Genomic DNA, 23501 nt, shown 5'->3' with positions numbered 1-23501 from the left:
AAGTATCATGACTGATAAAGACATGATACTTCTTTTTTTTGATATGTTTTTGGCTTCATACAATTAGCTTACAACCATATGAACTAGCTTGATGGGTTACTTTCAAGATGGGGAAGTATATCCGACCATATCAGGTCCAAAATGGCCTGCATGTTCAATTCGTCACTACTGACGGCAACCACTGCATCCAATTCCGGTAGAACCACGCATAGTTGACCATAAGCCCCGTCGGCGCGGAATGCGTTGTGAGAACACAGCCAAAATTGATAACCGTATCCTTGTCCCCAATCGCCTTCACCCGGCGTCGCGATCTGGCGAGTTGTTGCAAGGTCTATCCATTTCGCAGGAACCAGCTGAGTGCCTTTCCAATTGCCCTTCTGAAGCAAGAACTGTCCGAATCGGCCTAATTCCTCATTCGTAAGCTGTAAGCCCGCACAGCCTAATGTAATGCCCAGGGGAGAGGTTTCCCATTCCACGTCGAAAATCTCCAGCGGTTCAAACAGCCTGGGAATTAGATAATCTTTTACGGTCTGACCTGAGGCTGCTTGAAACATGGCCGAGATCATAAAAGTATCGGCACTGCTGTATGTAAATGCTTCGCCAGGGATTCTGTCGAGTGGAAGTGACATGTAATATTTAGCCCAATCCTTTTCCGCAAGAGTGGCCCGTTCCTCCGCCCAGAGTACGGGAACATCATGCCCTGAGGACATCCGCAGTAGATCATACAGCGTGAGATTCGCAGGAGGGAAGGCCGTTAGGTCCGAAGCAGGTGTTGGCCATGTGAAGTATTCTCCCAGTTGGGATTCGAGTGTAAATATTCCTTCTTCAAGTGCCAATCCTACAGCCATACAGGTAAACGATTTACTGATCGAATGCTGTAAGCGCCGTGTATCCTCAGTACGGTCCCACACTCCACGTGTTTCTCCATGCTTCAGCACACGGACGGACAATACGTTTAATTGCTGTGCCTCGATATGATGAACAAAGCTATTAACGATGCTGGACATATTAACATCCTTTCCATAAAAAGACGACATTTTTGAGTTGGTGAAACGTTTCCGTAATCTGGAACCAAAATTAGGATTTATGTTAGTACAATCCGAAAGTGATGTCAATGAAAGATGTGCAAACGGTTACCAAAAGGTTATATTTTCACAAATAAAGTGCCTTTTGACGCAAATTTACACTTGGAAAAGAAGTTTTTTGAGAAAATAACGCGAAATTTGTAAAAAGGTTATTGACAGGATTTACTCATCGGGATTATGATTTATTCGAAACGATTCGAAGAAATCGCTTCCAAGTAAAAAGTGCTGTTTTTAAGTCCATGTGAATCAACGTTAGCTATGTTTTGAAACGATTCGAGAAAATCGTTTCGATAACCTAGTAGGTAATGGGGGAACGGCAAGAAGTCGTCGCAGAATAGCGAGAGTAGAGAGAGTACAGGCATCAACTGATGATGAAAGGGGTCCCATATGGCGCACATCACGATCGAAACCGGATCGCCTACATTATGCATGAACACAAGCATACATGTAGTGTCCAGTGACTCCGGAGAGACTTCAGGCGGTACGCTATATCTGCTGCATGGGGCAGGCGATAATGCGAGTACATGGCAACGATTGACTACAATCGAAATGTACGCTGCACAATATGGCTGTACCATCATCATGCCGGAGGCAAACCGAAGCTACTATACCGATATGGAATACGGCCTGAATTACTTCCATTACATTACTCAGGAGTTGCCTGAGTTTTGCAGACGTCAGCTCAACCTGAATACGGATCCCGAGAAGACTTACATTGCGGGGTTGTCCATGGGTGGATACGGTGCTTTGAAATGTGCACTGACTTATCCCGAACGTTATCGCAAGGTGGCTTCCTTATCCGGAGTAACCGACATTCAGACACGGCTTCATGATCCCCATATGCCACCAGGCATGATCAAGGAAATGAAAGCGGTTTTTGGAGAACGGTTACAGGTAAAGCCCGACCAGGACATCTACGCACTGTCAGCCAAATTGTTGCAAGAGGGCCGGCCTTTACCGGATGTGCTGAGCTGCTGCGGTGAAAGTGATCCATTTATTGAAATGAACCGTAGGTTCGCCGAGTACATGCAGGGAACTGCGTATCATTTCCGGTATGTCGAATCTCCTGGAGCACATGAATGGAGATTTTGGGAGCAGCACCTGAGAACCATGTTTGATTTTCTGTATAACGACAAGACCAAAGTAGAGTGAGGAGATGCAAATTGAAACCTGCAGCCGAAGGACCTAGCAAAAAGCTGAAGGGAAACTTGAAAGGGAATTCGCTTTGGAGTGAAATCTGGAAGCACAGAATGACGTACACCCTGCTTATTCCGGGGCTTGTCTGGCTAATCCTGTTTGCTTACATGCCAATGGGCGGTCTATCTCTGGCATTTAAGGATTACAAAGCGAACCTGGGGATCTGGGGAAGCCCATGGAGCGGATTTGAGAACTTCAAATACGTTTTCCGGGATCCGACGTTTATCGACGCGGTATGGCGGACATTGTATATCAACATTTTGAAGCTGATTATCCAATTCCCATTCCCGATTATATTGGCCCTGTTACTGAACGAACTGCGTATGCGCAGAGGGAAAAAGTGGTTCCAAACGGTTCTTACATTCCCTCACTTCCTTTCGTGGATTATCGTATCCGGGGTTGTCATCAATGTACTGGCTTATGACGGATTGGTGAATAGCACGCTTGCATTGCTTGGATTGCCAACGATTAACTTCCTGGGTTCCGAATCCAACTTTGTACCGATGCTTCTGTTAACAGATATCTGGAAATCAAGCGGCTGGAGTGCCATCATCTTCCTCGCTGCGATCTCGGGTATCGATCAGGATCAATACGAATCTGCACAGATCGACGGAGCATCACGTTTGCAGCAAATGTTCCGCATTACGCTGCCGAACATCCTACCGACCATCACCGTTATGTTTATCCTGTCTGTCGGCGGATTGATGTCATCCGGATTCGATCAGATCTTCAACTTGGCAAATGCCGCAACCAAAAATGTATCGGAAGTACTCGATGTATACATTTATCGGATTACGTTCCAATCATCAACCGACTTCTCCTTCTCGACAGCGGTCAGCTTGTTCCGTTCCCTTGTGAATATGGTCTTGCTGCTACTCGCTGACAGATTTGCGAAGCTGCTTGGCGGAGACGGATTGTTCCGATAAGAAAGGAGGAAAAATGAAATGAGCAAGAATGCTACCAAAAAGTCGAAGATTGGTACAGAACGAATGACGCTTCTTGATTACGTTATCTTCGCCATCTTACTTGTGCTTGCCCTGATGATTCTGATTCCGTTCTGGAATGTCATCATGATTTCATTCGCAACACAAAAAGAATATGCCGACAATCCATTGTTGATGTTTCCTAAAGAGTTCACTCTGGATTCCTATAAAGCGCTGTTTGCGGACGGAACGATTCTTTCGGGGTACAAAAATACACTGATCCTGCTGGTGATCGGCTTGCCTCTCAGCATGTTCCTGACTACAAGCATGGCGTATGGACTAAGTCGCAGCAATTTTCCGTTTAAGAAATTTATCTTTTTCTTAGTGTTGTTCACCATGATCTTCAATGGTGGTATCGTACCACTCTACCTGATCATGAAATCCCTTCATCTGACCGGGTCGCTATGGTCCGTTATTCTGGCGGGAAGCTTCAGTGCATTCAACATGATCCTGATGATGAACTACTTCTACACTTTGCCGGAATCGCTAATGGAATCAGCGCGACTGGATGGTGCAGGAGAGTGGAGAATACTGTTCAACGTCGTTCTACCACTCGCTACACCGATTATTGCTACGATCACGCTGTTCTACGGTGTGGCTTACTGGAACAGTTGGTATGATGCGATGATCTTCCTGCGAAAGGCGGATCAGTTACCACTGCAGAATGTACTTAGGACGATTATTTCTACATCGCAAACCAATGCCTCCAATGCTTCCAGCGTGGATGCAACCCAAGTCAGCAATTTCTCAATGGGGATGAAAATGGCGGCGGTATTTGTCACTATGGTACCGATTATGTGTTTCTTCCCAATGCTGCAAAAACATTTTGCCAAAGGGGTATTAACAGGGGCTATCAAGACCTGATTATACGTATAGGATTTTGACTTAAAATTCTACTAAAAACATGGGGGTAAAAGCATGAAGACGAACAAAAAGTTGTCTGTTAGATCCATTTTTGCCATCACGCTCTGTTTGTTGATGTTGGTGGTGACAGCTTGTTCCAGCGGAAGTTCTGAAGGTAGCAACGAGAAGGATGCAGAGGGAAATTATACAGATAACCTGACCATCTCCGTAGCCAATCTGACAGAAGTGAAAAACGGGAACATGGATAATGAATTCCATAAATTCTGGACAGACAAATTCAATGTAACTTGGGATTACAACTATATTGATTGGGATTCCTGGGGCGAGAAGCTTCGCCTGTGGATCAACTCAGGTGATTTGCCGGATGTATCCGTATGGAACTATGTTCACGGTGATGCCTTGAACAATATCGATCAAGGACTGTTCTACAAATTCCCGGATGACTGGAAGGAACGCTGGCCAAACGTAGCAGCAGCCTACAACTTGACGGGACTTGGTGATAAGTTGGAAGAACTTACAGGTGGAACTTATCTCTTGCCTAGACCGATTTATTATGAGAACAAACCTGCTGATCCACTCACAAACCAAATCGGTGTTATTGCTCTCCGTAAGGACTGGGCTGAAGCGGTTGGTTTCGAGTTGAAAGATGCGTATACAACATCAGAAATTAATGAATATGCTGCGCTGGTGAAAGAAAAAGATCCAGGCAAAGTAGGCAGCAAACTTGTACCTCTGTCCTACAATGCGGCAGACGCTATGACAAACATGATTATGCCGAACAGTGTGCATGCCATGACGGATGCTCCGTTCTATAAAGGTGAAGATGGTCAGTTCCACTGGGGACCAGCAGATCCTGAGACGCTGACAGGACTGAAATTGATGCAGAAAGCCTATAAGGATGGACTGCTCAATCCGGAGTTCTACACATGGAAAAACAATGAAGGTCAAAACAACTTTAAAGTAACAGGCACCGCTGCAGTAACAAGTCTGGGTGGACTCGCTTCGTACAGACAAGGTTTGGACACCGATATGAGGAAGAACCTTGGTGTAGATAGTGATGAGCTGGTACACACTGCAATTGTTCTTGGCGATGACGGAAAATACCGCAACTTGGAGCAAGCAAACTTCTGGTCCGCGCTGATTTTCAACCCTGAGATCAGTGACGAGAAATTTGAACGTATTATGGATCTGATCGACTACTCCGCGACAAAAGAAGGACAGCTGCTTATTAACATGGGCTTCGAAGGAACGGACTGGAAATATGATGAAAACAACGAACTGGTTAGCTTGTTGCCAGAAGGAACAGTTCTGGAAGACAAATACCCAGCACGCTTCGAAGGTCTGTATCTTCTGGGTGACGACTTCAGTGTTGTAAACCCTGCTATTAAAAAGGATTACCGTGATAGAGCCGTGAAACTGTTCGAGGAAAAAGCAAAACTCGGTACAGAAGGCCAATCGCTCGCAACATACGACTGGGATATCAACCTGTACGATTCCAAAGCTAAGAGCCAGGCTTCATTCGACTACCAGAACGAATATGCCAACCTGATCCTCAAAAGTGGAGATCTTGAAGCTAACTGGAAAGAATGGGTGAACAGCAAGATGTCCCTGGTTCAACCTTATCTGGATGAACTGAACAACGAATTCAAGTAATCATTCAGTAGTTAGCAAGATGGGACATGACAGAATATTCTGTCGGCCCACCATTCTGAACCCGGTGCGCGGTCTCTCCCCGAACGCAGCCGGGTTCTTTATTTCAACAACATGCAGTGGAGGATAACGGATATGAATAATGAGCAGTTGCTTGACCTCGTCAAACAGATGACGCTGGAGGAGAAAACAGCCCAGCTCCTTCAATTGACCGCCAATTTCTACGAAGGGACGGATGCCCAAGGCCAGATTACTGGACCGATGGAAGAGATGGGGATTACAGAGCAATCTGTCGTTGCCAGTGGTTCTATCCTGGGCTTGTCAGGCGCACAGGCCATTATTGATGTACAGCAAGCCTATCTGAAAAAAAGCCGTCTCGGTATTCCGCTCTTGTTTATGGCGGATGTAGTGCATGGTTTTAAAACGATTTTCCCCATCCCACTAGCAATCGGCTGTTCATGGGATACAGATTTGGCAGAGAAAAGTGCAGAGATTGCTGCACGCGAATCAGCAGTATCCGGTTTGCATGTAACATTTGCGCCCATGGTCGATCTGGTTCGTGACCCGCGCTGGGGCAGAGTTATGGAGACGACAGGCGAAGATCCGTATCTCAACAGCCTGTTTTCTGCGGCATTTGTACGTGGATACCAAGGCGACAGTTTGAAGGATGAGCCGGATCGTCTCGCTGCCTGTGTCAAACACTTTGCGGCGTATGGTGCTGCTGAAGGTGGACGCGACTATAACACGGTAGATATGTCTGAGCGCAATCTGCGTGAATATTATTTGCCAGCATACAAGGCTGCCTTGGATGCAGGTGTCGAAATGGTGATGGCTTCGTTCAATACGGTAGATGGTATTCCTGCGAGCGGTAATGAAAAGTTGATGCGTGACATTTTACGTGACGAGTGGGGCTTTGATGGGGTATTGATCTCGGATTGGGCTTCCATCCGCGAGATGATTGCTCATGGTGCAGCTGAAGATGATCGTGAAGCGGCATATCGGGCCATTCGCGCAGGCGTGGATATTGAGATGATGACTCCTTGTTATGTTAGTCATCTGCCTGAGCTGATCCAGAGCGGTGAAGTGGAAGAGAAGCTTATCGATGAAGCGGTACTCCGTATTCTGCAGCTAAAAGAAAAACTGGGATTGTTCGACAATCCACTACGTGCCGCTGATCCGGAACGCGAGCGCGAGGTTGTGTTTTCGAAGGAGCATCGTCAGGTATCCTACGAGCTTGCAACCAAATCAGCTGTTTTGCTGAAAAATGATAACAGTGTACTTCCGCTTCAACCGGAAGCGAATGTTGCATTGATCGGGCCGTTTGCCCAAAGTGAAGACATTCTCGGCTGGTGGTCCTGTGAAGGCGTGAAGGCGGATGCTGTCAAGCTGGGAGCTGCTCTGCAGGAGCGTTTACAGCACGGACAGGTGCACATTGCCCAAGGAAGTGGTGTTCACACCATCACATCGGAACAGATCGCTGAAGCAATGGAAACGGCTAGCAAGGCGGACCTTATTGTTCTGGCCCTGGGTGAGGACTCTGAAATGAGCGGTGAAGGTGGTTCGCGTACCGATATTCGTCTGCCAGCAGCTCAGCTGGAGCTCATCAAGCAGTTGAAGACGACGGGTAAACCGATGGCCAGCGTGATTTTCAATGGTCGTCCTTTGGATCTGAACGGAGTGTTTGAAGAATCGGATGCCGTACTTGAAGCGTGGTTCCCAGGCAGCGAAGGCGGAGCAGCGATTGCTGACGTTCTCACAGGCGTAGTGAATCCATCTGCACGTCTGACGATGTCGTTCCCGCAGTCCGTAGGTCAGATCCCTGTATATTATAACCATTTCAATACAGGACGTCCTCTGAACCCGGAAAAAACGGAAGAACGTTATGTTTCAAAATATATTGACAGCCCGAATGATCCGCTGCTTCCGTTTGGTTATGGCTTGTCATACACCACATTTGAATACGGTGATCTGGAAGTATCCAGCCAAGAAATGACTGCCGATCAACCGATCAGCATTCAGGTTCGTGTAACCAATACCGGCGAACGTGCAGGTGTGGAGACCGTACAACTCTATGTACGTGATGTATCCGGTGAAGTGGTACGTCCAATGCGTGAGCTGAAGGGCTATACGAAACTTGCACTCGCGCCAGGCGAGAGCAGTACGGCAACATTTTCGTTAAACGAGGAACAACTTCGCTACCATCATTCCGATCTGAGTTATCGCAGTGACAAGGGGACATTCCAGATTTTTGTCGGACCCAACAGCCGCGATACCCTGGAACGTACGTTCAAGTTGGTGTAATGGATGCAAGTAACGCAAGCGTGAGGATTTTAGCATAAAAATGCAGTGAAGCTGCACTGTCTTCTTCCATTGCTGCCTGGCAGGGGAAGAAGACAGGATAGGAGGATATGATTAGATAAATGAGTACAATGACTAAATCGCAAATCAACATTCAAGCCGGTGAACTGAACTTCACATTCTGGGGGAGTGGTGATCTGTTCCAGGCCGTAAGCGGACAGGCCATGATCAATCAATTAATGGCGAGCCCGGTGGACGGGGCCATGAACAATCTCTATTTGCGTTTTCATGACGAATCCAGGATTCGTTTTGTTCCAATGCTTGGCATCCATTCTGACAGCCAGGTTCATCAGGACGGAGAGCGTTTGGTGTGGACGGGAAATGCGGAAGGTGCAACGTATCAGGTTGTTTTTGCACCTTCAGCCCAGGGAGTCTGGTTCTGGGATGTTACGGTGAACGGCCAAGGGGAAAAAGTGGATGTCATCTACGGCCAAGACATTGGCATCGCTGATCCAGGAGCGGTACGCAGTAACGAAGCTTATCTGTCCCAATATATTGATCATGCCGTATTTGAGGATGACAAATGGGGTTATATTGTAGCTTCGCGGCAAAATCAGCCGCAGGGCGGGGTATTTCCTTATGTGCAGCAGGGGTCTTTAACCCGTGCCACGGGGTACTCAACAGATGGATTCCAGTTCTTTGGCTTAAGTTACAAGGAAACAAATATTCCCGAGAGCCTGCTTAAACGGTCGCTGGCGAATGAAGTATATCAGTATGAATTCGCTTATACCGCCCTTCAGTCAGAAACAGTCGTTTTGAATGGCGAAGCCCGCTTTGTGTTCTACGGCCTTTTCCAGGCAAACCATGCAGCAGCCATTAAGGAACTGGAATATACGGATGTGGTGGAACAAGCCTGGAATGAGCATGAAGCGAAACGTGCAGGGAACGAAGCTGCTGCAGCTGGATCCAGTAACGCTTTGCCTAAAGTTTCCCTGAACCCGGCTCTGGGTGAGCCGCTGCGTACTTTGGCCATGTCCGAAGACGAAGTGAATTCCCGTTTCCCGGCTTCAACAAGACATCAGGAAGAACGTGCCGAAGGTGAGCTGCTGGCGTTTTTCACAGACACCTATGAACATATCGTCCTTAAGGAAAAAGAAATGCGCGTGGAGCGTCCGCACGGTCATATTCTGATGAGCGGAAACAATGTGAAACTTGGTCAGAATGTAATCACGACCACTTCCTATATGTACGGTATTTTCAACTCACACATCGTTGTGGGCAATACGAATTTTAACAAAATGATGAGCAATGCCCGCAGTGCGCTGAATATCGCGAAATCCTCCGGTCAGCGGATCTACGTGGAGATGGACGGAGTCTTCCATTTGCTCACCATGCCGTCTCTCTTCGAGATGGGCTTCAACTATGTACGCTGGTATTACCAAACGGCTCAGGATACGCTGATTGTCACGAACTATACAACACTGGATACTCCTGAAATACGTTTGCATGTGAAATCGGAAAAAGGAATAGCTTATCGCTACCTGATCACCAATCAGATCACCATGAACGCGAATGAATATGAACTGCCTGCCCGTGTCACCGAACAGAACGGCGAACTACGCATTAAGGCGAATTTGGATTCCCTCAGCGCCAAGGAATACCCGAATCTGGAATACCACATGTCGGTAAGCGGAGCAGCCGTGAAAGTTGGCGATGAGACCCGATTGGCGAGTGGTGTGAATTCAGGGGACGGTTCCATTTTCACCTTGCAGCTGGGCAGTACGAATGAATGGACAATGACGATACAAGGCCTGCTTGAAGGCGAGAATGTGGTTTTGTCCACACGCAGCTTCGAGGAGGAAGTGGATGCTTATCGTACGTTTTATGCGGAAGTCATGAACGGGTTCCATCTGTCACGTCCTGGGAAGCCGAATGCAGAAGAATTGTTCAAGGTCAACGCGCTTGCATGGTGGTATACCCATAATATGCTGGTACATTACTCCGTTCCGCATGGTTTGGAACAATATGGTGGTGCAGCTTGGGGAACACGGGATGTATGTCAGGGACCGGTCGAATATTTCATGGCTACGCAGAAATATGAGCAGGTCCGCGATATATTAAAAATGGTGTATTCGCACCAGTATGAGGATGACGGCAACTGGCCGCAATGGTTCATGTTTGACCGTTATTTCAAAATTCAGCAGGAAGAGAGCCATGGGGACATCATTGTATGGCCGCTTAAAGTACTGAGTGACTACCTGATTGCTACCAAGGATTACTCCATTCTGGATGAAGAGGTTCCTTACACCGTTAAACACGGTTTCCATTTCAGTGAAGCCAAGGCATCGGTGCTGGAGCATGCACAGAAAGAGCTCGAATATATCCGCAGCCACTTCCTGCATGATACATTCCTTTCCTCATATGGTGATGGAGACTGGGATGATACGCTTCAACCGGCGAATGCCCAATTGAAACAGTACATGGTCAGCAGCTGGACCGTTGCTCTTACGTATCAAACACTGAGCCAGCTATCCAGAGCACTTGTGCCTGTGAAGCCGGAACTGGCAGCAGAATTGAGCAGCATGGCTGCAGGGGTTAAAAAGGACTTCAACAAATATATGCTGGATACCGAGGTTATTCCTGGGTTCGTATATATGGAAGACCCGGAACAAGCTAAACGGATGCTGCATCCGGATGACAGCGAGACAGGCATTCAGTACCGACTCCTGCCGATGACACGCAGCATGATTGCCGAGCTCCTGGAGCCTGAACAGGCCGCGTCCCACTATCGTCTGATTAAGGAAAAATTATTCTGCCCGGACGGCGTGCGGCTTATGAACCGCCCGGCTCACTACGATGGAGGGGTAAGCACCCATTTCAAACGTGCTGAACAGGCGTCCAACTTCGGACGTGAAGTTGGCCTGCAATATGTGCATGCACATATCCGCTACATTGAAGCCATGGCGAAGCTCGGTAATCCGGAGGAAGTATGGAACGGTCTTGGCATCATCAATCCAGTGGGTATTCAGCAAGTCGTCCCTAATGCGGATCTTCGCCAAAGCAATGCTTACTTCAGCAGTTCTGATGGTAAATTTAACAACCGCTATGATGCACAGGAACAGTTTGATAAGCTTCGCACCGGTGATGTTCAGGTAAAAGGCGGTTGGAGAATCTATTCCAGCGGACCAGGGATTTACATGAACCAACTGATCTCGAACGCACTGGGCATTCGTCAAGAGGAAGAGGATCTCGTACTCGATCCCATCCTTCCGGCAAGTCTGGATGGCCTGCACTTTGATTTTCAATATAACGGAAAGAAAGTGACCTTTGTCTATCATCTTAGCGGAGAAACGGTACAACGTGTGCTGTTGAACGGCAAGGAACTGGAGACGACGAGACTGCAACAGCCTTATCGTCAGGGTGGACTGCGTATTTCTCGTGCAACCCTCGAACAGGGCCTGGACGAAGGTAACGTGATCGAGATTTACAGCTAAAAATTGCAGAAGAACTCGGGACAACAGTGATCTGATGATCAATCTGTAACCGGAGTGTCATCAGATCAAGGTTAGTCCGTTTACCAAATATTCAAGAAGTCAGGTCCTCCAGCCCGGAGGGCCTGATGAACATAACAGGGGAGCGAAGATTGTGGTCAGTATCAAGGATATCGCCAAAAAGGCGGGAGTTTCGATCTCCACCGTGTCGTATGCGCTGAATGGCAGCAATAAAGTGACAGATGAGACCAGTTCCAAAATTTTGGCCATTGCTAAAGAGCTGAACTATGTTCCGAACGCTGCTGCAAGAACGTTGAAGAAAAGGGAATCCAAAATTCTCGGGGTATTTCTGACAGACTTTAGCGGAGATGTATACGGGGATTTGCTTAGTGGCATGAAGACGGTTTGCAACGCTCAGGGTTATGATCTGATTGTCTGCAGTGGCAAGCAGTCTCACCGGATGCTTCCGGAGCGAATGATTGATGGCGCAGTTATTCTCGATCATACATTTGCCAGCGAGGAGCTGCTGCAATATGCTGATCGGGGACACAAGATTGTCGTTCTTGACCGAGAGCTTAATCACCCGAATATCAATCAGGTACTGCTGGATAACAAGGCAGGAGCTACACTAGCAATGGAACATCTCATTGAGCAGGGACATACGAAGATTTATGTCGTAACAGGGCCGGAGGGTTCATTTGACTCGGCTCAGCGGATGAAAGCGGTAAGGCAAGTGACCGAGCGGGAAGCAAGTGTGGAATGGGTCGAGATTATGGGAGACTTTGAGAAAAGTGGCGGAGAGCAGGCAGCTGAGTTGATTATTCAGGAGTATACGAGACCGGCTGCGGTATTTTGTCTTAATGACGAGATGGCCATTGGACTGTGTAATCGCTTGGCGGAAAGTGAGCTGCAGATTGGCCGGGATATTGATGTGATCGGTTTTGACAACATCGAACTGAGCAAGTATGTTCAACCGAGGCTGGTCACCATCGATTATTCCAAAAGAAAATGGGGTTCCCTTGCTGCGGAGCAGCTAATCAAAATTATTGCCGGAGAACCGGTGGATCATGAACGAATCTACGTGACATTGGTGGATGGCGGTTCAGTTTGCAGTCAGCTTCCGCAAGAGATCCCATCGCCCATTCGCCATGAACGGGCGGTCAGCTCTTGATGGCAGGGAAGAGACATACAAATTGTATCATTACGATTAGCTCAACTATGCTGATGCTGTACCCCGAGAGACAAGGCTTAGAAGAATTACAGCATTCTTTTAAGCCTTGTCTCTTGGTATATGAACAACATAAAAAAAGCCTCTCACTAGAGAGGCTTGGCCTTTAGAGGCCCTTCGTTTTGTCGTTGTTGTAGGCTGCAGTGAAGATGCCTGTCATAAACAATGCGAGTACAATTGCAATAATCCAGAATGTCAATGAAAACGACATACACTTGCCACCTCCTGTACAATTAGCACTTTCTTCTATTATAACCAATAAAGGAAGAAAAGGAATGCCTATACAGGATCATTTGTAAAATAAAAAGTGAGTCGGCACAGGTCTGAGATTGCCGTCTGATGGATTATTCACAACCCGATTGTTCAGGATTAGCGAGGAGGAGCCGCCGCCATCCAGATTATAGGCATCCACTACGCCCAGCTTGTATAATCGACCCTGAAGCTCTTCAAGAGTGGCCCCAGAGCTTCCGGTTTCGTTATATCCATCCACGACGATAATGAGCAGCTGATCATCCTTGTAATTGCCAATTACGGTACGAGGAGCCCTCTTGGGGGACACCTTCCACTTGGCTGGAATGGCTGTTTTCTTGCCGTTCTGAAGCAGGACAGGTACAAAAGTTGCCCCGAACTGTGGTTTAAGGCGGTCCAGGGAGTTTTTATCAAAAAATTTGCCGCCTACCAGTTTGCCCGTATCGTTAAGTCCTACAAAAAACAGATCCTTGAAGCTGGCTTGGAAGCCGTTCACATATTTACCGTTCATGACCGTTGTGCTTAGAGGGTAACGTTTGCCACCGCTATCTGCGAATCCGCCTGCATTGATTCCGGCGATCGCACCGTTTCGCTTAACGGCCTGCATGGTTGTCTCGGCTTTTCCAGGTTCGCTGCTCAGAGCCATTTTCATGGCTGTAGGGTCCTTTAGTTTAACTTTCATCGCGTAACCCTTATACGTGCCTGGGTTCACTCGATAGAGTTCAATCGTAAGCCGGTCACTGTTAACCCGTTCGATAGGAACGCCCAGCTTGGACGAAATACGCTGATTGTATATCGTTTCAGGGCGTGCTGCCTGTACCGATGCCGATTGTACGATGGTAGACATCGTACTGGTCGTCCGATTATACAGCTCGGTAGTTCTTTTAATAGAAGAAGAAGTTTGAACGGCAGCTTCCTTGGCCCCAGCAAGCTCCTGGCGTATAGCCTGGGTCTGGGGAGTAATGGTTTCCTCTGACAGTCCGGAATGAATCAATTCCCCGGGTTCAAGCGGGGGGCGAAGCAGCAGCAAACAGATGATCAATCCAATAAAAGGAGCAAGTGCAAGCATAAAAAAACGATTAACCTGTTTGACGGGTGTAATCATTTGAGCAGGTCCATCTTTTTCTGGAGGGTTTCCAGTTGCTTTTTGACTTCGCTCAGCTGGGTGTACAATTTATTGCTGTTATCCGTTTTGTCGCTTGCATTATCCTTAGTAAACGTCAGTAGCTCATTAAAGGATTGAACTTGTCCCTGCAGGTCGGCTACTTCCTTCGATATCGTTGTTAGCTGATTTTCGTAGTCCGCTTTTAGCGCGGCAATCTGCTGCTGATTATGGGCCTGAATCTGACTAAGCATCTGCTTCTGAAGGTGGTTACTATAATAGTAGGTTCCCACAACTCCCAGTGCAATGAGAACAATCCACATGACCAGAAATAGCTTGACTGAAGATCCGGCCTTGCCTTTGGCGCTCCGGGTGTGATGGATGTCAGAAGGTTGAGCAGAAGGTTTCATATCATCACTCCTGGTTATTAATAGGTAAAAAAAATTCCAATCCTCATTCTATCATGCCACTATTGATTACGCAAAAATGAAATTCTTTAAGTAATAGGATAAAAAGAGATTGCATCGGATGGAAGTCCTAGGATACAATTTCTTATAGATGCAATAAGTAGGAACTTTGGGCAGGATTTTCGACCTTTTTAGCTAGGGATACAGGAAAATTATACTATATTTTGCATAGATGAGGCTTATATAATGCAATGTCATGATGCAGTTATGGTGCAATAAATCAGAAATAGATCAGCAGTATGGCTGATCAACTTATTATTCGCCATATTCCGACATTATTCGACTTTGCTTCTTCTATACGTGGACTGTCGCAAGTATGGTGATAGAATCAAAGCAAAAAAGTAGAAAAGTATTTGTCCAATACATAACCAGGGGGAACAATCATGAAAAAAGTATGGCAGGTGGTCATCGTAGATATCCACCCCACCAGCATGCTGGGTACCAAATTGATATTGGAAGAGCAGCAGGATTTACTTGTACGGGGGATGACATCAACAGGTACAGAAGGACTAGAATTGGTGAAAAACCATCAACCCGATCTCATTTTGATGGATTATCGGCTTCCTGAAGGGCAAGCAGATCCATATATTACCCAGATGAAAAGCGCTTCCGCGCATAGTCATGTCATCATTTTGACAGATGAAGACAATGTGAAGCTGTTTCGTCATCTTATAGGTCTTGGTGCAAGCGGCATGCTGTCGAAACAGGCTTCCCCTAGCCAGCTGATTCACCTTATTTCCGGGTTGCGGGAGGGATGCGTATCGATTCCGATCTCCTGGCTTAAAAGTACTGAATGGGCTCAACCGTCTGACTCCCCGATAGAAGAATTTCTGGTGGAACTGACAGAAACAGAAACTTTTATTATGGAAAGAATTGTTCAGGGCGTAACCTATGATAAAATAGCCAGTGAGATTAACGTCAGCCGACGTTCTATTGATAACTACCTGCGCAAAATCTATGTGAAGCTGGATGTAAGCAGTCGCGCGCAAGCTATTGAACGTTATGCCTTATATGCGAGACAGGCCAAGACGCTTTCCTGATAACCTTTCTTCATGATTAAGGTACAGAGTTTGGAACAGGAGGCAGGTCCGATCGTCATATTCGGCGTTCAGCAGGAATAGGTTGTAGTGGCTGCGGACTGCTAGCACAGTTCGGAATTGATGAAAGGGGAACGGACCGATGAAATATTTCTTCGCCTCCCGTACAAACAAGCTGTTGTCTTCACCACTCCGGGATATTCGTGAAATGTCTGGCCGGGATTATTTCATTTCTCTGGCCGAAGAGTTACCTGCAGAGGAATTATTTCCGTTCAAGCTGCTGGAAGAAGCGGCAGTGTCTGTATTCAGTTCTGGGCCATCTGCTCTTCAGTATGGTGAGCTGGCAGGCTACAGGCCTTTAAGAGAATGGCTGGACACGGACTGGAATATCCGAAAAGACATACGTACAGTGCCAGAGCAAATTTTATTGACCACAGGAACCCAGCAGGCGATTGATTTGGTGATGCGTCTGCTGCTGGAGCCGGGGGACTCCGTACTGGTGGAACATCCTACCTCTCCAGGCTGTCTTGAAGTTCTGGAAATGCAAGGGGCCAAAATTGTGCCTGTCCTTGGCGATTCAGACGGTATATTGCCTGATCTATTGGAGCACCACATGCAGCAGCTGAGACCAAAGCTGCTTTTTGCTGCGCCCAGCTTCTCGAATCCGACCGGCATGTTATGGTCCATGGAACGGAGAGAGGCCGTGCTTGATCTGTGCTCTCGTTACGGAGTGCTGCTCGTAGAGGATGACTCGTATGGCGAGCTCCACTTCGACGGTCTGGAGACGGCAGACTTCTACCGCAAGTTTCCTTCGTTATTTGCGCTCGATACAGCTGATCAAGGCGGGCATGTACTATATATTGGTTCGTTCAGCAAAACGGTTGCACCTGCGCTGCGCACGGGCTGGGCGGCAGGTCATCCTGCCTTGATACAAGCCATGGCTTCGGTCAAACGGATTGCGGACGGACAATCCAGTCCAATGAATCAGCGGTTATTATATCAGCTGCTTGCCCAGTCTCCATTTAAATGGAGTGACCATCTCTCCATGCTGAACCGGGAGTACAAAATCAGACTGAAGCTGATGCTTGAGTTGCTCAAAAGGCCCGGCTGGAAAGGAGTCCAGTATTCCATCCCCAAAGGAGGCATGTATTTGTGGGTTCAACTTCCCGAGGGATTGGATAGCGGAGCATTGCTCAAAGTGGCACTCTCCAAAGGTGTGTCCTTTCTGCCAGGTTCTCTCTGTTCCACAGGCGTTCAGGATCAGCGTCACATTCGATTGAATTTTAGTCATCCTGGGCGCGACGAGCTGCTGCTGGGCATGAACCTGATCAGTGAAGCCATCTCGGAATTCACTGCCCGCAATTAGCAGGAGGGTAACGAGAGCGAGAACGGCTTTCATCAAAAAACAGTGAGAACAGCGATTTCGAAGTGAAAAGTTGAAATTAAGAAAAACAAATAAAGGATATCATAACCCAAAGTAATTACGTTATTGCATCCACTAACATTTTTATATATAATATGTATTAATGAGTTGTTATTTTCTTTATATAAGCTGTATTCAACACGATTTCAGGAGAAGCACTCATATATTTTAACAAACGGGGGAACGAACATGTCCAACATTTTATTTGTAAAAGCAAACGACCGTCCTGCAGATCAAGCAGTCAGCGTCAAATTGTACGATGCATTTTTGAGCGCATACAAAGAATCCCACCCAGGCGATACGATCACTGAGCTGGATCTCTACAATACAGATATCCCTTACTACGGCAATACTGTAATTACAGGTGGATATAAAGCAGCTAACGGTATCGAAGCAACTGCTGAAGAGCAGCAAGCTGCTGCACTCGCAGCACAATTGCAAGATCAATTCCTGGCAGCAGACAAAGTGGTATTTGCATTCCCGCTGTGGAACTTCACAGTCCCTGCACCACTGGTAAACTACATTTCCTATTTGAGCCAAGCTGGAAAAATGTTCAAATACACAGCTGAAGGCCCTGTAGGTTTGGTTGGCGACAAAAAAGTGGCATTGCTGAATGCACGTGGCGGCGTTTACTCCGTAGAGCCAATGGCATCTGCTGAAATGTCCGTAAAATATGTAACAAACGTACTTAACTTCTGGGGTATCCAAAACCCTGAGCTCGTTATCGTTGAAGGTCACAACGCTTCTCCTGATCGTTCCCAAGAGATCGTGGATGCCGGCCTGAAATTGGCAGCTGATGTAGCAGCAAGCTTCTAATTGCAATGATATAGAATCATTTATAAAGAGCCTGTTATCTCCTCTGAGATAACAGGCTCTTTTGTATGCATCACGATTTATTTGTTTTTGGACATGGGGCCAGAAGCTCCGACTTGATGTACCAGATACTGCTCTGTTGCCTCCGCGATTTCCCCTAGCTCTTCCACCATAAAATCCTCTGAAGAGACCAGACTCCCTGGCACCACTATATGCTGTTCCAACGTATCATGGTCTTCCAGCATGTGAGAATGCTCGGTAAGGGCTTGAGCTCCTTTGATCGTAAGTACGTATTTCCCGCGTGACAATCGTTCGAACCAGCCATAGTAATTTTTTTGCAAAATGGCTGCAGCTGACCCAACTCCGGTTTGTCTCGCGAGTAGGGCAGGGGAAGCTTCACCTTGGGTTCGCAGGGCAGAAGCAACACGCAGCGCCTTCTCCCGGTATGCGGTTACCAACTGCCTGCGGGTACTGCCGCCCGTGTTATAGTCTCCGCTGCGTTCTTCAAATTCCCGCAGCAACCGTTGACGCCGTACTCCACCTCTGCGGGAAGGGACATGGTTTGGGCGGTTCAAAGCCGCAGGCTCACACAACACATCAATGAGTGGTGATTTTGTCTTATAGAACGTCACCGTAATCAGGCCAAGCCCGAGCTGGTGGCACAGTCCTGCGAGTTCGCTCCAGCGCTGGTTAACAGCCCCGCGTTTGCTCCGATTGCGCTCTACAGCCAGATATACAAATGGACTCAGTTTTAGTCTCTGCATTCCCTGGAGCAACAACGAAAGATTGAACGTTTTCTTCATCTCCACAATTAGTGGTTCGTCCTGATCAGATCTGACACCGACGAGGTCGCAATGTCTGACTTCAGCCTTGATGAGAAACCCTCGCTGTTCGAAAAAGGCTTTTAGAGGCGAATATAACTCGGTCTCGTATTTTACTGCCATCATTCCTGCTCCTTTCCCAAGAAGTTGTCCGTGGCGGGACGTTGTCCGGTTTCCTGAATTAGAACCTTCATTATACCATAAGCGTGCTTTTTTTTCTGAAGGCACAAGATGTCTGATAGAACAGGGAAAAGCCGAAATTGTGAACCGTGAATTGAAAAAAAAGAGGTCAACTTATCCGATTTGCCGCATAGGTATGTAATACACTTTTCACAACAATACAATACGTTTGGACAGAGGGTGGCGGGACTAATCCGGACCGCAGATTGGTATTCAAGCAGGAGCTGCAATTCTATTGATTTCTTCATACCATTCGGAATGGTTGACAATCACACTAAAGGAGCCATGGGAGGTACCAAGCATGAATATTTTTGAACGCGTTGCGGAATATCAGGCAGAGAGTGACCGTTTGTCATGGAATGGAACATTTGAAGATTATATTGCTCTGCTGAGAGAGGATCCGACTCCGGCAATGACGGCTCACGCACGAGTGTACCAGATGATTGAATCGTTTGGCGTGGAAGAAGTCGGGGGGCATAAACGGTACAAGTTTTTTGAACAGGAGATTTTTGGACTGGATCGCTCCATTGAGAAGCTGGTCGAGGAATACTTCCATTCGGCAGCACGCCGACTGGATGTTCGGAAACGGATCTTGCTCCTTATGGGTCCTGTAAGTGGAGGGAAGTCGACGCTCGTTACATTGCTGAAACGTGGTCTTGAACAGTTCTCACGGACGGAAAAAGGTGCCGTTTACGCCATTGAGGGATGCCCGATGCATGAGGAACCCCTGCACTTGATTCCTCTGGAGCTTCGTCCCGAAGTGGAAAAAGAAATCGGTGTCCGCATTGAGGGCAACCTGTGCCCATCCTGCCAGATGAGACTTCGTACTGAATATGGCGGGGATATCAGCCGCGTCAAGGTAGAGCGTGTCATCATCTCCGAGGACAATCGGGTAGGCATCGGGACATTCAGTCCGTCCGATCCGAAGTCGCAGGATATCGCAGATCTCACGGGCAGCATCGACTTCTCGACCATTACCGAGTTTGGTTCCGAATCGGACCCACGTGCGTATCGTTTTGACGGGGAGTTAAACAAAGCGAACCGTGGACTGATGGAGTTCCAGGAGATGTTGAAATGTGATGAAAAGTTTCTGTGGAACCTCTTATCGCTCACGCAGGAGGGCAATTTCAAAGCAGGCCGGTTTGCCTTGATCAGTGCCGATGAAATGATTGTTGCTCATACCAATGAGTCGGAGTACAAATCGTTTATTTCGAATAAAAAGAATGAAGCCTTGCAATCCCGGATGATTGTTATGCCGATTCCATATAATCTGAAGGTCTCCGAAGAAGAGAAGATTTATGGAAAGCTCATTCAGCAAAGTGATATGAAACATGTTCATATTGCACCGCATGCGCTGCGGACCGCAGCCATTTTCTCCATACTTACCCGCTTGAAGGAAACGAAAAAACAAGGCATGGATCTCGTCAAAAAGATGCGGATGTATGATGGTGAGGAAGTTGAGGGTTACAAGGAAGCCGATCTGCGTGAAATGCAAAATGAGTATCTGGATGAAGGCATGTCCGGCATCGATCCACGTTATGTCATCAACCGGATATCCAGTGCTTTGATTAAGCAAAACCTTCAATGCATTAACGCGTTGGATATTTTGCGGGCAATCAAGGACGGTCTGGATCAGCATGCTTCCATTACCAAAGAAGAACGCGAGCGTTACCTGAACTTTATTGCCCTGGCGCGTAAAGAATATGACGAACTGGCCAAAAAGGAAGTGCAAAAAGCATTTGTGTACTCGTTTGAAGAGTCTGCCAAAACGCTGTTCGAAAATTACCTCGATAACATCGAGGCCTTCTGCAACTGGTCCAAAATTCGTGATCCGTTAACCGATGAGGAGATGGACCCGGATGAGCGTTTAATGCGTTCGATTGAGGAGCAGATCGGCATTTCCGAAAATGCGAAAAAGGCATTCCGGGAAGAGATTCTGATCCGAATCTCGGCATACTCCCGCAAAGAGCGCAAGTTTGAATACAGCAGCCACGACCGACTGCGGGAAGCGATTGAAAAGAAGCTGTTCGCAGACCTGAAAGACATTGTCAAGATTACTACCTCAACCAAAACACCGGATGCTACACAATTGAAACGCATGAACGAAGTAATCAAACGCTTAATTGAGGAACATGGATATACGGCAGCCAGCGCGAATGAACTGCTGCGTTATGTGGGCAGTCTGTTAAATCGCTAATCTGTATCAAAACCATTCCGGATCAGGCTCCTGATGCCTGCTGTGAGGCTCCTTCACGGCAGGTGAAGGGGCCTTTTTACATGAACAATTGTTACAATACACGCTAATAAACTGACACCAAAGGTTAAATTTGTGGCAAATTAGTTCTAATGGTATATGTAAATTTAGGTCATTTAGTCTATAATCGGTACAGTAATTTAACAATTTGGTGTTTTTTAGTAGTTATTAAGGAGTTGACGGAACTAGTTATGAGTGTTACTGCAGCAAGACAAAAGCAACTCGATTATATTGGACTGACCAGGACAGATCTTCAACTGCTTGCCGACCACAGATCGGTATTTAAAAAGGTTGTGCATGACGTGGTGGATCACTTCTACAATCATGTCGGGAGTTATCCGGAACTCGAAGAGATGATTACCCGGTTTTCTTCCATTGAACGTTTGAAAGAAACGCAGCAAATGTACTGGCTGTCTATGACTGACGGCATCGTGGACGAGGCTTATATTGAACAGCGTATTGCGATTGGATTGGTGCATTCACGCATTGGATTATCCGAAGATTATTATCTGGGGACATATATGGTTTATCTTGATATTGCCACAAGCATATTTCAGCAGGTGATCCCTGATTCCTGGCATCGTGTCATCCAGGCACTCAGCAAAATGTTTAATCTGGATTCCCAGCTTGTTCTTGAGGCTTACGAGAAGAAGGAAAAAGAAAAATTGCATCAGCTCGCCGCAGAACAGGAGCATACATTGCAGGCAGTGACGCAGATTACCCAGCAACTGACAGGAATGATCTGCGAATTGAACGAGAATGCCCGGGCTATTTCGGACGTTGCGAGAGAAACGGCAGCTTCACAGGATCAAGCCCATGAATTGCTGGAGGCATTAACCGACGAGATCCATCAGATCGGCAAGATGGGGGAACTTATTCGTGAAATTTCGGAGCAAAGTCATCTGGTTGGTCTGAATGCAGCCATCGAAGCTGCGCATGCAGGCGAATTCGGCCGGGGGTTCGAGGTTGTTGCAAGTGAAGTCCGGAAGCTCGCGGCCAGTTCACGTGAGGCACAGGGGAAAATCCAGATGAATCTCGAACAGATTATGAGGAAGCTTGGAAGTGTACAACACGAGTCCCAGAACACATCCCAAGGGGCGAGACGCCAAGCTTCCCGTTCGGAGGAACTTGCGGTATTCGCAACCACGATGGAGAAACTTGCACTGGATCTGAGAAAACTGGACAGGCAAATATAGGCTGCTAATACCCAAGGATCCTGTGATACCGTTTCTGGCTGTTTTAAGCTATAATGGGTAGACAAACCTGCCGAATGTCATAGTAAATGCAGCCGGAGACAGGGGATTTGAAAGAGGTTGAGGTGATCAGGTGGCTTCTATCCATGATGTGGCCAAAGAAGCGGGCGTATCTGTTGCAACCGTTTCCAAAGTGCTGAACGATTATCCCGATGTAAGTGACAAAACTCGCAAAAAAGTCAATATAGCCATCGAACTATTGAAATATCAACCGAATGTGGTGGCGCGCGGACTTGTAAAACGCCGTTCATGGACGGTAGGGGTGCTGCTCACGGTTCCCTTTACCAATCCGTTTGTTTCGGAATTGCTGGAAGGGATCAAGACAGCACTGGAGAATAGCGGTTATGATCTTGTCCGATTGTCCACACGTTTCGACGATCCGGGATACTCGTTTATCAAACATTGCCGCAGCCGGAATGTGGATGGTGTTGTTGTGTTCGGAGAAGGAAGAGACAACAAAAGTATCGAGGAATTGGTTCAAGCAGAGATTCCGACCATGTTTATTGACACGGATTTGTTTGGCAAACGGGCCGGATACATTACTACGGATAATTCCAATGCCATTGCAATGAGCGTCAAGCATTTGCATGAGCTGGGCCATCACAAGATTGCCTATATTTCGGGTACACTTGGGCCTGCCGTAGCTAATCTTCGCCTGGAAGGCTACCGTGAAGGGCTGCGCGAATGCGGTATTCCGTATTCGACTGTTTATCTGGAAGTATGTGATTATTCCTTTGAAGAGGGAAGTAAGGCTGCACGGCGATTGCTGGCATTGAAAGACCAACCGACAGGGATCGTCTGTGCTTCAGACATGGCCGCATTTGGTGCCATTCATGAGATTGAGAAACACGGCCTAAGCGTGCCTGAAGACATTTCTGTCGTTGGATTTGATAACACGTACTATGCTCAGGTGTTTAAGCCGGGTTTAACCACAATTAACCAAAACATCTATTCGATCGGCATCAAATCGATTGAGTATCTGATTGCGATGATTGAAAACCCGGACTATTCTCCGCCGGTCGTTACGGAGCCTTCCAATCTGGTTGTCCGGCAGACCACGGCACCTGTCAAAGTGTGACAGTCTGCGAACCAAGCACAGCCGCTGG

The 23501-nt window shown here is 47.3% G+C and carries 17 protein-coding genes; 13 read left to right on the top strand and 4 right to left on the bottom strand.

Going from position 1 to position 23501, the window contains the following annotated elements; all coding sequences use genetic code 11:
* Nucleotides 1–83: 83 nt before the first annotated feature.
* Nucleotides 84–1007 (bottom strand): serine hydrolase domain-containing protein, encoded by a 924-nt coding sequence (locus tag ABGV42_RS11895; protein WP_347381833.1) that lies wholly within the window; start codon nt 1005–1007, stop codon nt 84–86.
* A gap of 465 nt (nt 1008–1472) precedes the next feature.
* Here ABGV42_RS11895 and ABGV42_RS11890 point away from each other — a divergent pair, with 465 nt between their 5' ends.
* The 7 genes from ABGV42_RS11890 to ABGV42_RS11860 all read left to right on the top strand — a co-directional run bounded on the left by ABGV42_RS11890 (nt 1473) and on the right by ABGV42_RS11860 (nt 12739).
* Nucleotides 1473–2237, top strand: a complete 765-nt coding sequence (locus tag ABGV42_RS11890) for an alpha/beta hydrolase (RefSeq protein ID WP_347381832.1) — start codon at nt 1473–1475, stop codon at nt 2235–2237.
* Nucleotides 2238–2248: 11 nt separating this feature from the next.
* The gene (locus tag ABGV42_RS11885) at nt 2249–3208 is read left to right on the top strand and encodes an ABC transporter permease (RefSeq protein ID WP_347381831.1); all 960 of its coding nucleotides are present in this window, start codon (nt 2249–2251) and stop codon (nt 3206–3208) included.
* Between the two features lie 18 nt (nt 3209–3226).
* The gene (locus ABGV42_RS11880; RefSeq protein WP_239303138.1) at nt 3227–4129 is read left to right on the top strand and encodes a carbohydrate ABC transporter permease; all 903 of its coding nucleotides are present in this window, start codon (nt 3227–3229) and stop codon (nt 4127–4129) included.
* Nucleotides 4130–4183: 54 nt separating this feature from the next.
* Complete coding sequence (locus tag ABGV42_RS11875; RefSeq protein WP_347381830.1) at nt 4184–5782, top strand: ABC transporter substrate-binding protein; 1599 nt, start codon at nt 4184–4186, stop codon at nt 5780–5782.
* 132 nt (nt 5783–5914) lie between these two features.
* Nucleotides 5915–8080: a beta-glucosidase BglX gene (gene bglX, locus ABGV42_RS11870; RefSeq protein WP_347381829.1), complete on the top strand. Its 2166-nt coding sequence runs from the start codon at nt 5915–5917 to the stop codon at nt 8078–8080.
* A gap of 119 nt (nt 8081–8199) precedes the next feature.
* The gene (locus ABGV42_RS11865) at nt 8200–11571 is read left to right on the top strand and encodes a GH36-type glycosyl hydrolase domain-containing protein (protein WP_347381828.1); all 3372 of its coding nucleotides are present in this window, start codon (nt 8200–8202) and stop codon (nt 11569–11571) included.
* A gap of 151 nt (nt 11572–11722) precedes the next feature.
* Complete coding sequence (locus ABGV42_RS11860) at nt 11723–12739, top strand: LacI family DNA-binding transcriptional regulator (RefSeq protein WP_347381827.1); 1017 nt, start codon at nt 11723–11725, stop codon at nt 12737–12739.
* A 346-nt stretch (nt 12740–13085) separates the two neighbouring features.
* Here ABGV42_RS11860 and ABGV42_RS11855 read toward each other — a convergent pair whose 3' ends face one another.
* Together ABGV42_RS11855 and ABGV42_RS11850 are read right to left on the bottom strand one after the other, a co-directional pair.
* On the bottom strand, nt 13086–14150 hold the full coding sequence (locus ABGV42_RS11855; protein WP_347381826.1) for a phosphodiester glycosidase family protein: 1065 nt from the start codon (nt 14148–14150) through the stop codon (nt 13086–13088).
* Nucleotides 14147–14557, bottom strand: coding sequence for a uroporphyrinogen-III C-methyltransferase (locus tag ABGV42_RS11850; protein ID WP_095359067.1), 411 nt, complete (start codon nt 14555–14557; stop codon nt 14147–14149). The genes ABGV42_RS11855 and ABGV42_RS11850 overlap by 4 nt, the downstream gene beginning before the upstream one ends.
* 440 nt (nt 14558–14997) lie before the next feature.
* Here ABGV42_RS11850 and ABGV42_RS11845 point away from each other — a divergent pair, with 440 nt between their 5' ends.
* The 3 genes from ABGV42_RS11845 to ABGV42_RS11835 all read left to right on the top strand — a co-directional run bounded on the left by ABGV42_RS11845 (nt 14998) and on the right by ABGV42_RS11835 (nt 17890).
* Entirely contained in the window at nt 14998–15654 is a 657-nt protein-coding gene (locus ABGV42_RS11845) for a response regulator transcription factor (protein WP_347381825.1), read from the top strand.
* 139 nt (nt 15655–15793) lie between these two features.
* Nucleotides 15794–17017 (top strand): PLP-dependent aminotransferase family protein, encoded by a 1224-nt coding sequence (locus ABGV42_RS11840; RefSeq protein ID WP_347381824.1) that lies wholly within the window; start codon nt 15794–15796, stop codon nt 17015–17017.
* 246 nt (nt 17018–17263) lie between these two features.
* The gene (locus tag ABGV42_RS11835; RefSeq protein WP_347381823.1) at nt 17264–17890 is read left to right on the top strand and encodes an FMN-dependent NADH-azoreductase; all 627 of its coding nucleotides are present in this window, start codon (nt 17264–17266) and stop codon (nt 17888–17890) included.
* A 77-nt stretch (nt 17891–17967) separates the two neighbouring features.
* Here ABGV42_RS11835 and ABGV42_RS11830 read toward each other — a convergent pair whose 3' ends face one another.
* Nucleotides 17968–18831, bottom strand: coding sequence for a DUF2161 family putative PD-(D/E)XK-type phosphodiesterase (locus ABGV42_RS11830; RefSeq protein WP_347383214.1), 864 nt, complete (start codon nt 18829–18831; stop codon nt 17968–17970).
* A 358-nt stretch (nt 18832–19189) separates the two neighbouring features.
* Between ABGV42_RS11830 and ABGV42_RS11825 the strand changes: the two genes are divergently transcribed.
* The 3 genes from ABGV42_RS11825 to ABGV42_RS11815 all read left to right on the top strand — a co-directional run bounded on the left by ABGV42_RS11825 (nt 19190) and on the right by ABGV42_RS11815 (nt 23473).
* Nucleotides 19190–21085 carry a PrkA family serine protein kinase gene (locus ABGV42_RS11825; RefSeq protein WP_347381822.1) on the top strand — a complete coding sequence of 632 codons (1896 nt, stop codon included), beginning with the start codon at nt 19190–19192 and terminating at the stop codon, nt 21083–21085.
* A gap of 248 nt (nt 21086–21333) precedes the next feature.
* Entirely contained in the window at nt 21334–22338 is a 1005-nt protein-coding gene (locus ABGV42_RS11820) for a globin-coupled sensor protein (RefSeq protein ID WP_347381821.1), read from the top strand.
* Between the two features lie 130 nt (nt 22339–22468).
* Nucleotides 22469–23473, top strand: a complete 1005-nt coding sequence (locus ABGV42_RS11815) for a LacI family DNA-binding transcriptional regulator (protein ID WP_347381820.1) — start codon at nt 22469–22471, stop codon at nt 23471–23473.
* The last annotated feature ends 28 nt before the right edge of the window (nt 23474–23501 follow it).

Origin of the sequence: Paenibacillus pabuli (assembly GCF_039831995.1) — a bacterium.
Taxonomy (GTDB): Bacteria; Bacillota; Bacilli; order Paenibacillales; family Paenibacillaceae; genus Paenibacillus; species Paenibacillus pabuli_C.
The sequence above is the reverse complement of the archived record's forward strand: the minus strand, read 5'-3'. Positions and strand labels throughout refer to the sequence as shown.

What these genes read in the sequence shown, in the direction of transcription:
- ABGV42_RS11840 (WP_347381824.1), top strand. Translation starts at nt 15,794, where the DNA reads ATGAAATATTTCTTCGCCTCCCGTACAAACAAGCTGTTGTCTTCACCA.
- ABGV42_RS11830 (WP_347383214.1), bottom strand. Translation starts at nt 18,831, where the DNA reads ATGGCAGTAAAATACGAGACCGAGTTATATTCGCCTCTAAAAGCCTTT.
- ABGV42_RS11895 (WP_347381833.1), bottom strand. Translation starts at nt 1,007, where the DNA reads ATGTCCAGCATCGTTAATAGCTTTGTTCATCATATCGAGGCACAGCAA.
- ABGV42_RS11865 (WP_347381828.1), top strand. Translation starts at nt 8,200, where the DNA reads ATGAGTACAATGACTAAATCGCAAATCAACATTCAAGCCGGTGAACTG.
- ABGV42_RS11820 (WP_347381821.1), top strand. Translation starts at nt 21,334, where the DNA reads ATGAGTGTTACTGCAGCAAGACAAAAGCAACTCGATTATATTGGACTG.
- ABGV42_RS11890 (WP_347381832.1), top strand. Translation starts at nt 1,473, where the DNA reads ATGGCGCACATCACGATCGAAACCGGATCGCCTACATTATGCATGAAC.
- ABGV42_RS11880 (WP_239303138.1), top strand. Translation starts at nt 3,227, where the DNA reads ATGAGCAAGAATGCTACCAAAAAGTCGAAGATTGGTACAGAACGAATG.
- ABGV42_RS11875 (WP_347381830.1), top strand. Translation starts at nt 4,184, where the DNA reads ATGAAGACGAACAAAAAGTTGTCTGTTAGATCCATTTTTGCCATCACG.
- bglX (WP_347381829.1), top strand. Translation starts at nt 5,915, where the DNA reads ATGAATAATGAGCAGTTGCTTGACCTCGTCAAACAGATGACGCTGGAG.
- ABGV42_RS11835 (WP_347381823.1), top strand. Translation starts at nt 17,264, where the DNA reads ATGTCCAACATTTTATTTGTAAAAGCAAACGACCGTCCTGCAGATCAA.
- ABGV42_RS11845 (WP_347381825.1), top strand. Translation starts at nt 14,998, where the DNA reads ATGAAAAAAGTATGGCAGGTGGTCATCGTAGATATCCACCCCACCAGC.
- ABGV42_RS11855 (WP_347381826.1), bottom strand. Translation starts at nt 14,150, where the DNA reads ATGATTACACCCGTCAAACAGGTTAATCGTTTTTTTATGCTTGCACTT.
- ABGV42_RS11850 (WP_095359067.1), bottom strand. Translation starts at nt 14,557, where the DNA reads ATGAAACCTTCTGCTCAACCTTCTGACATCCATCACACCCGGAGCGCC.
- ABGV42_RS11825 (WP_347381822.1), top strand. Translation starts at nt 19,190, where the DNA reads ATGAATATTTTTGAACGCGTTGCGGAATATCAGGCAGAGAGTGACCGT.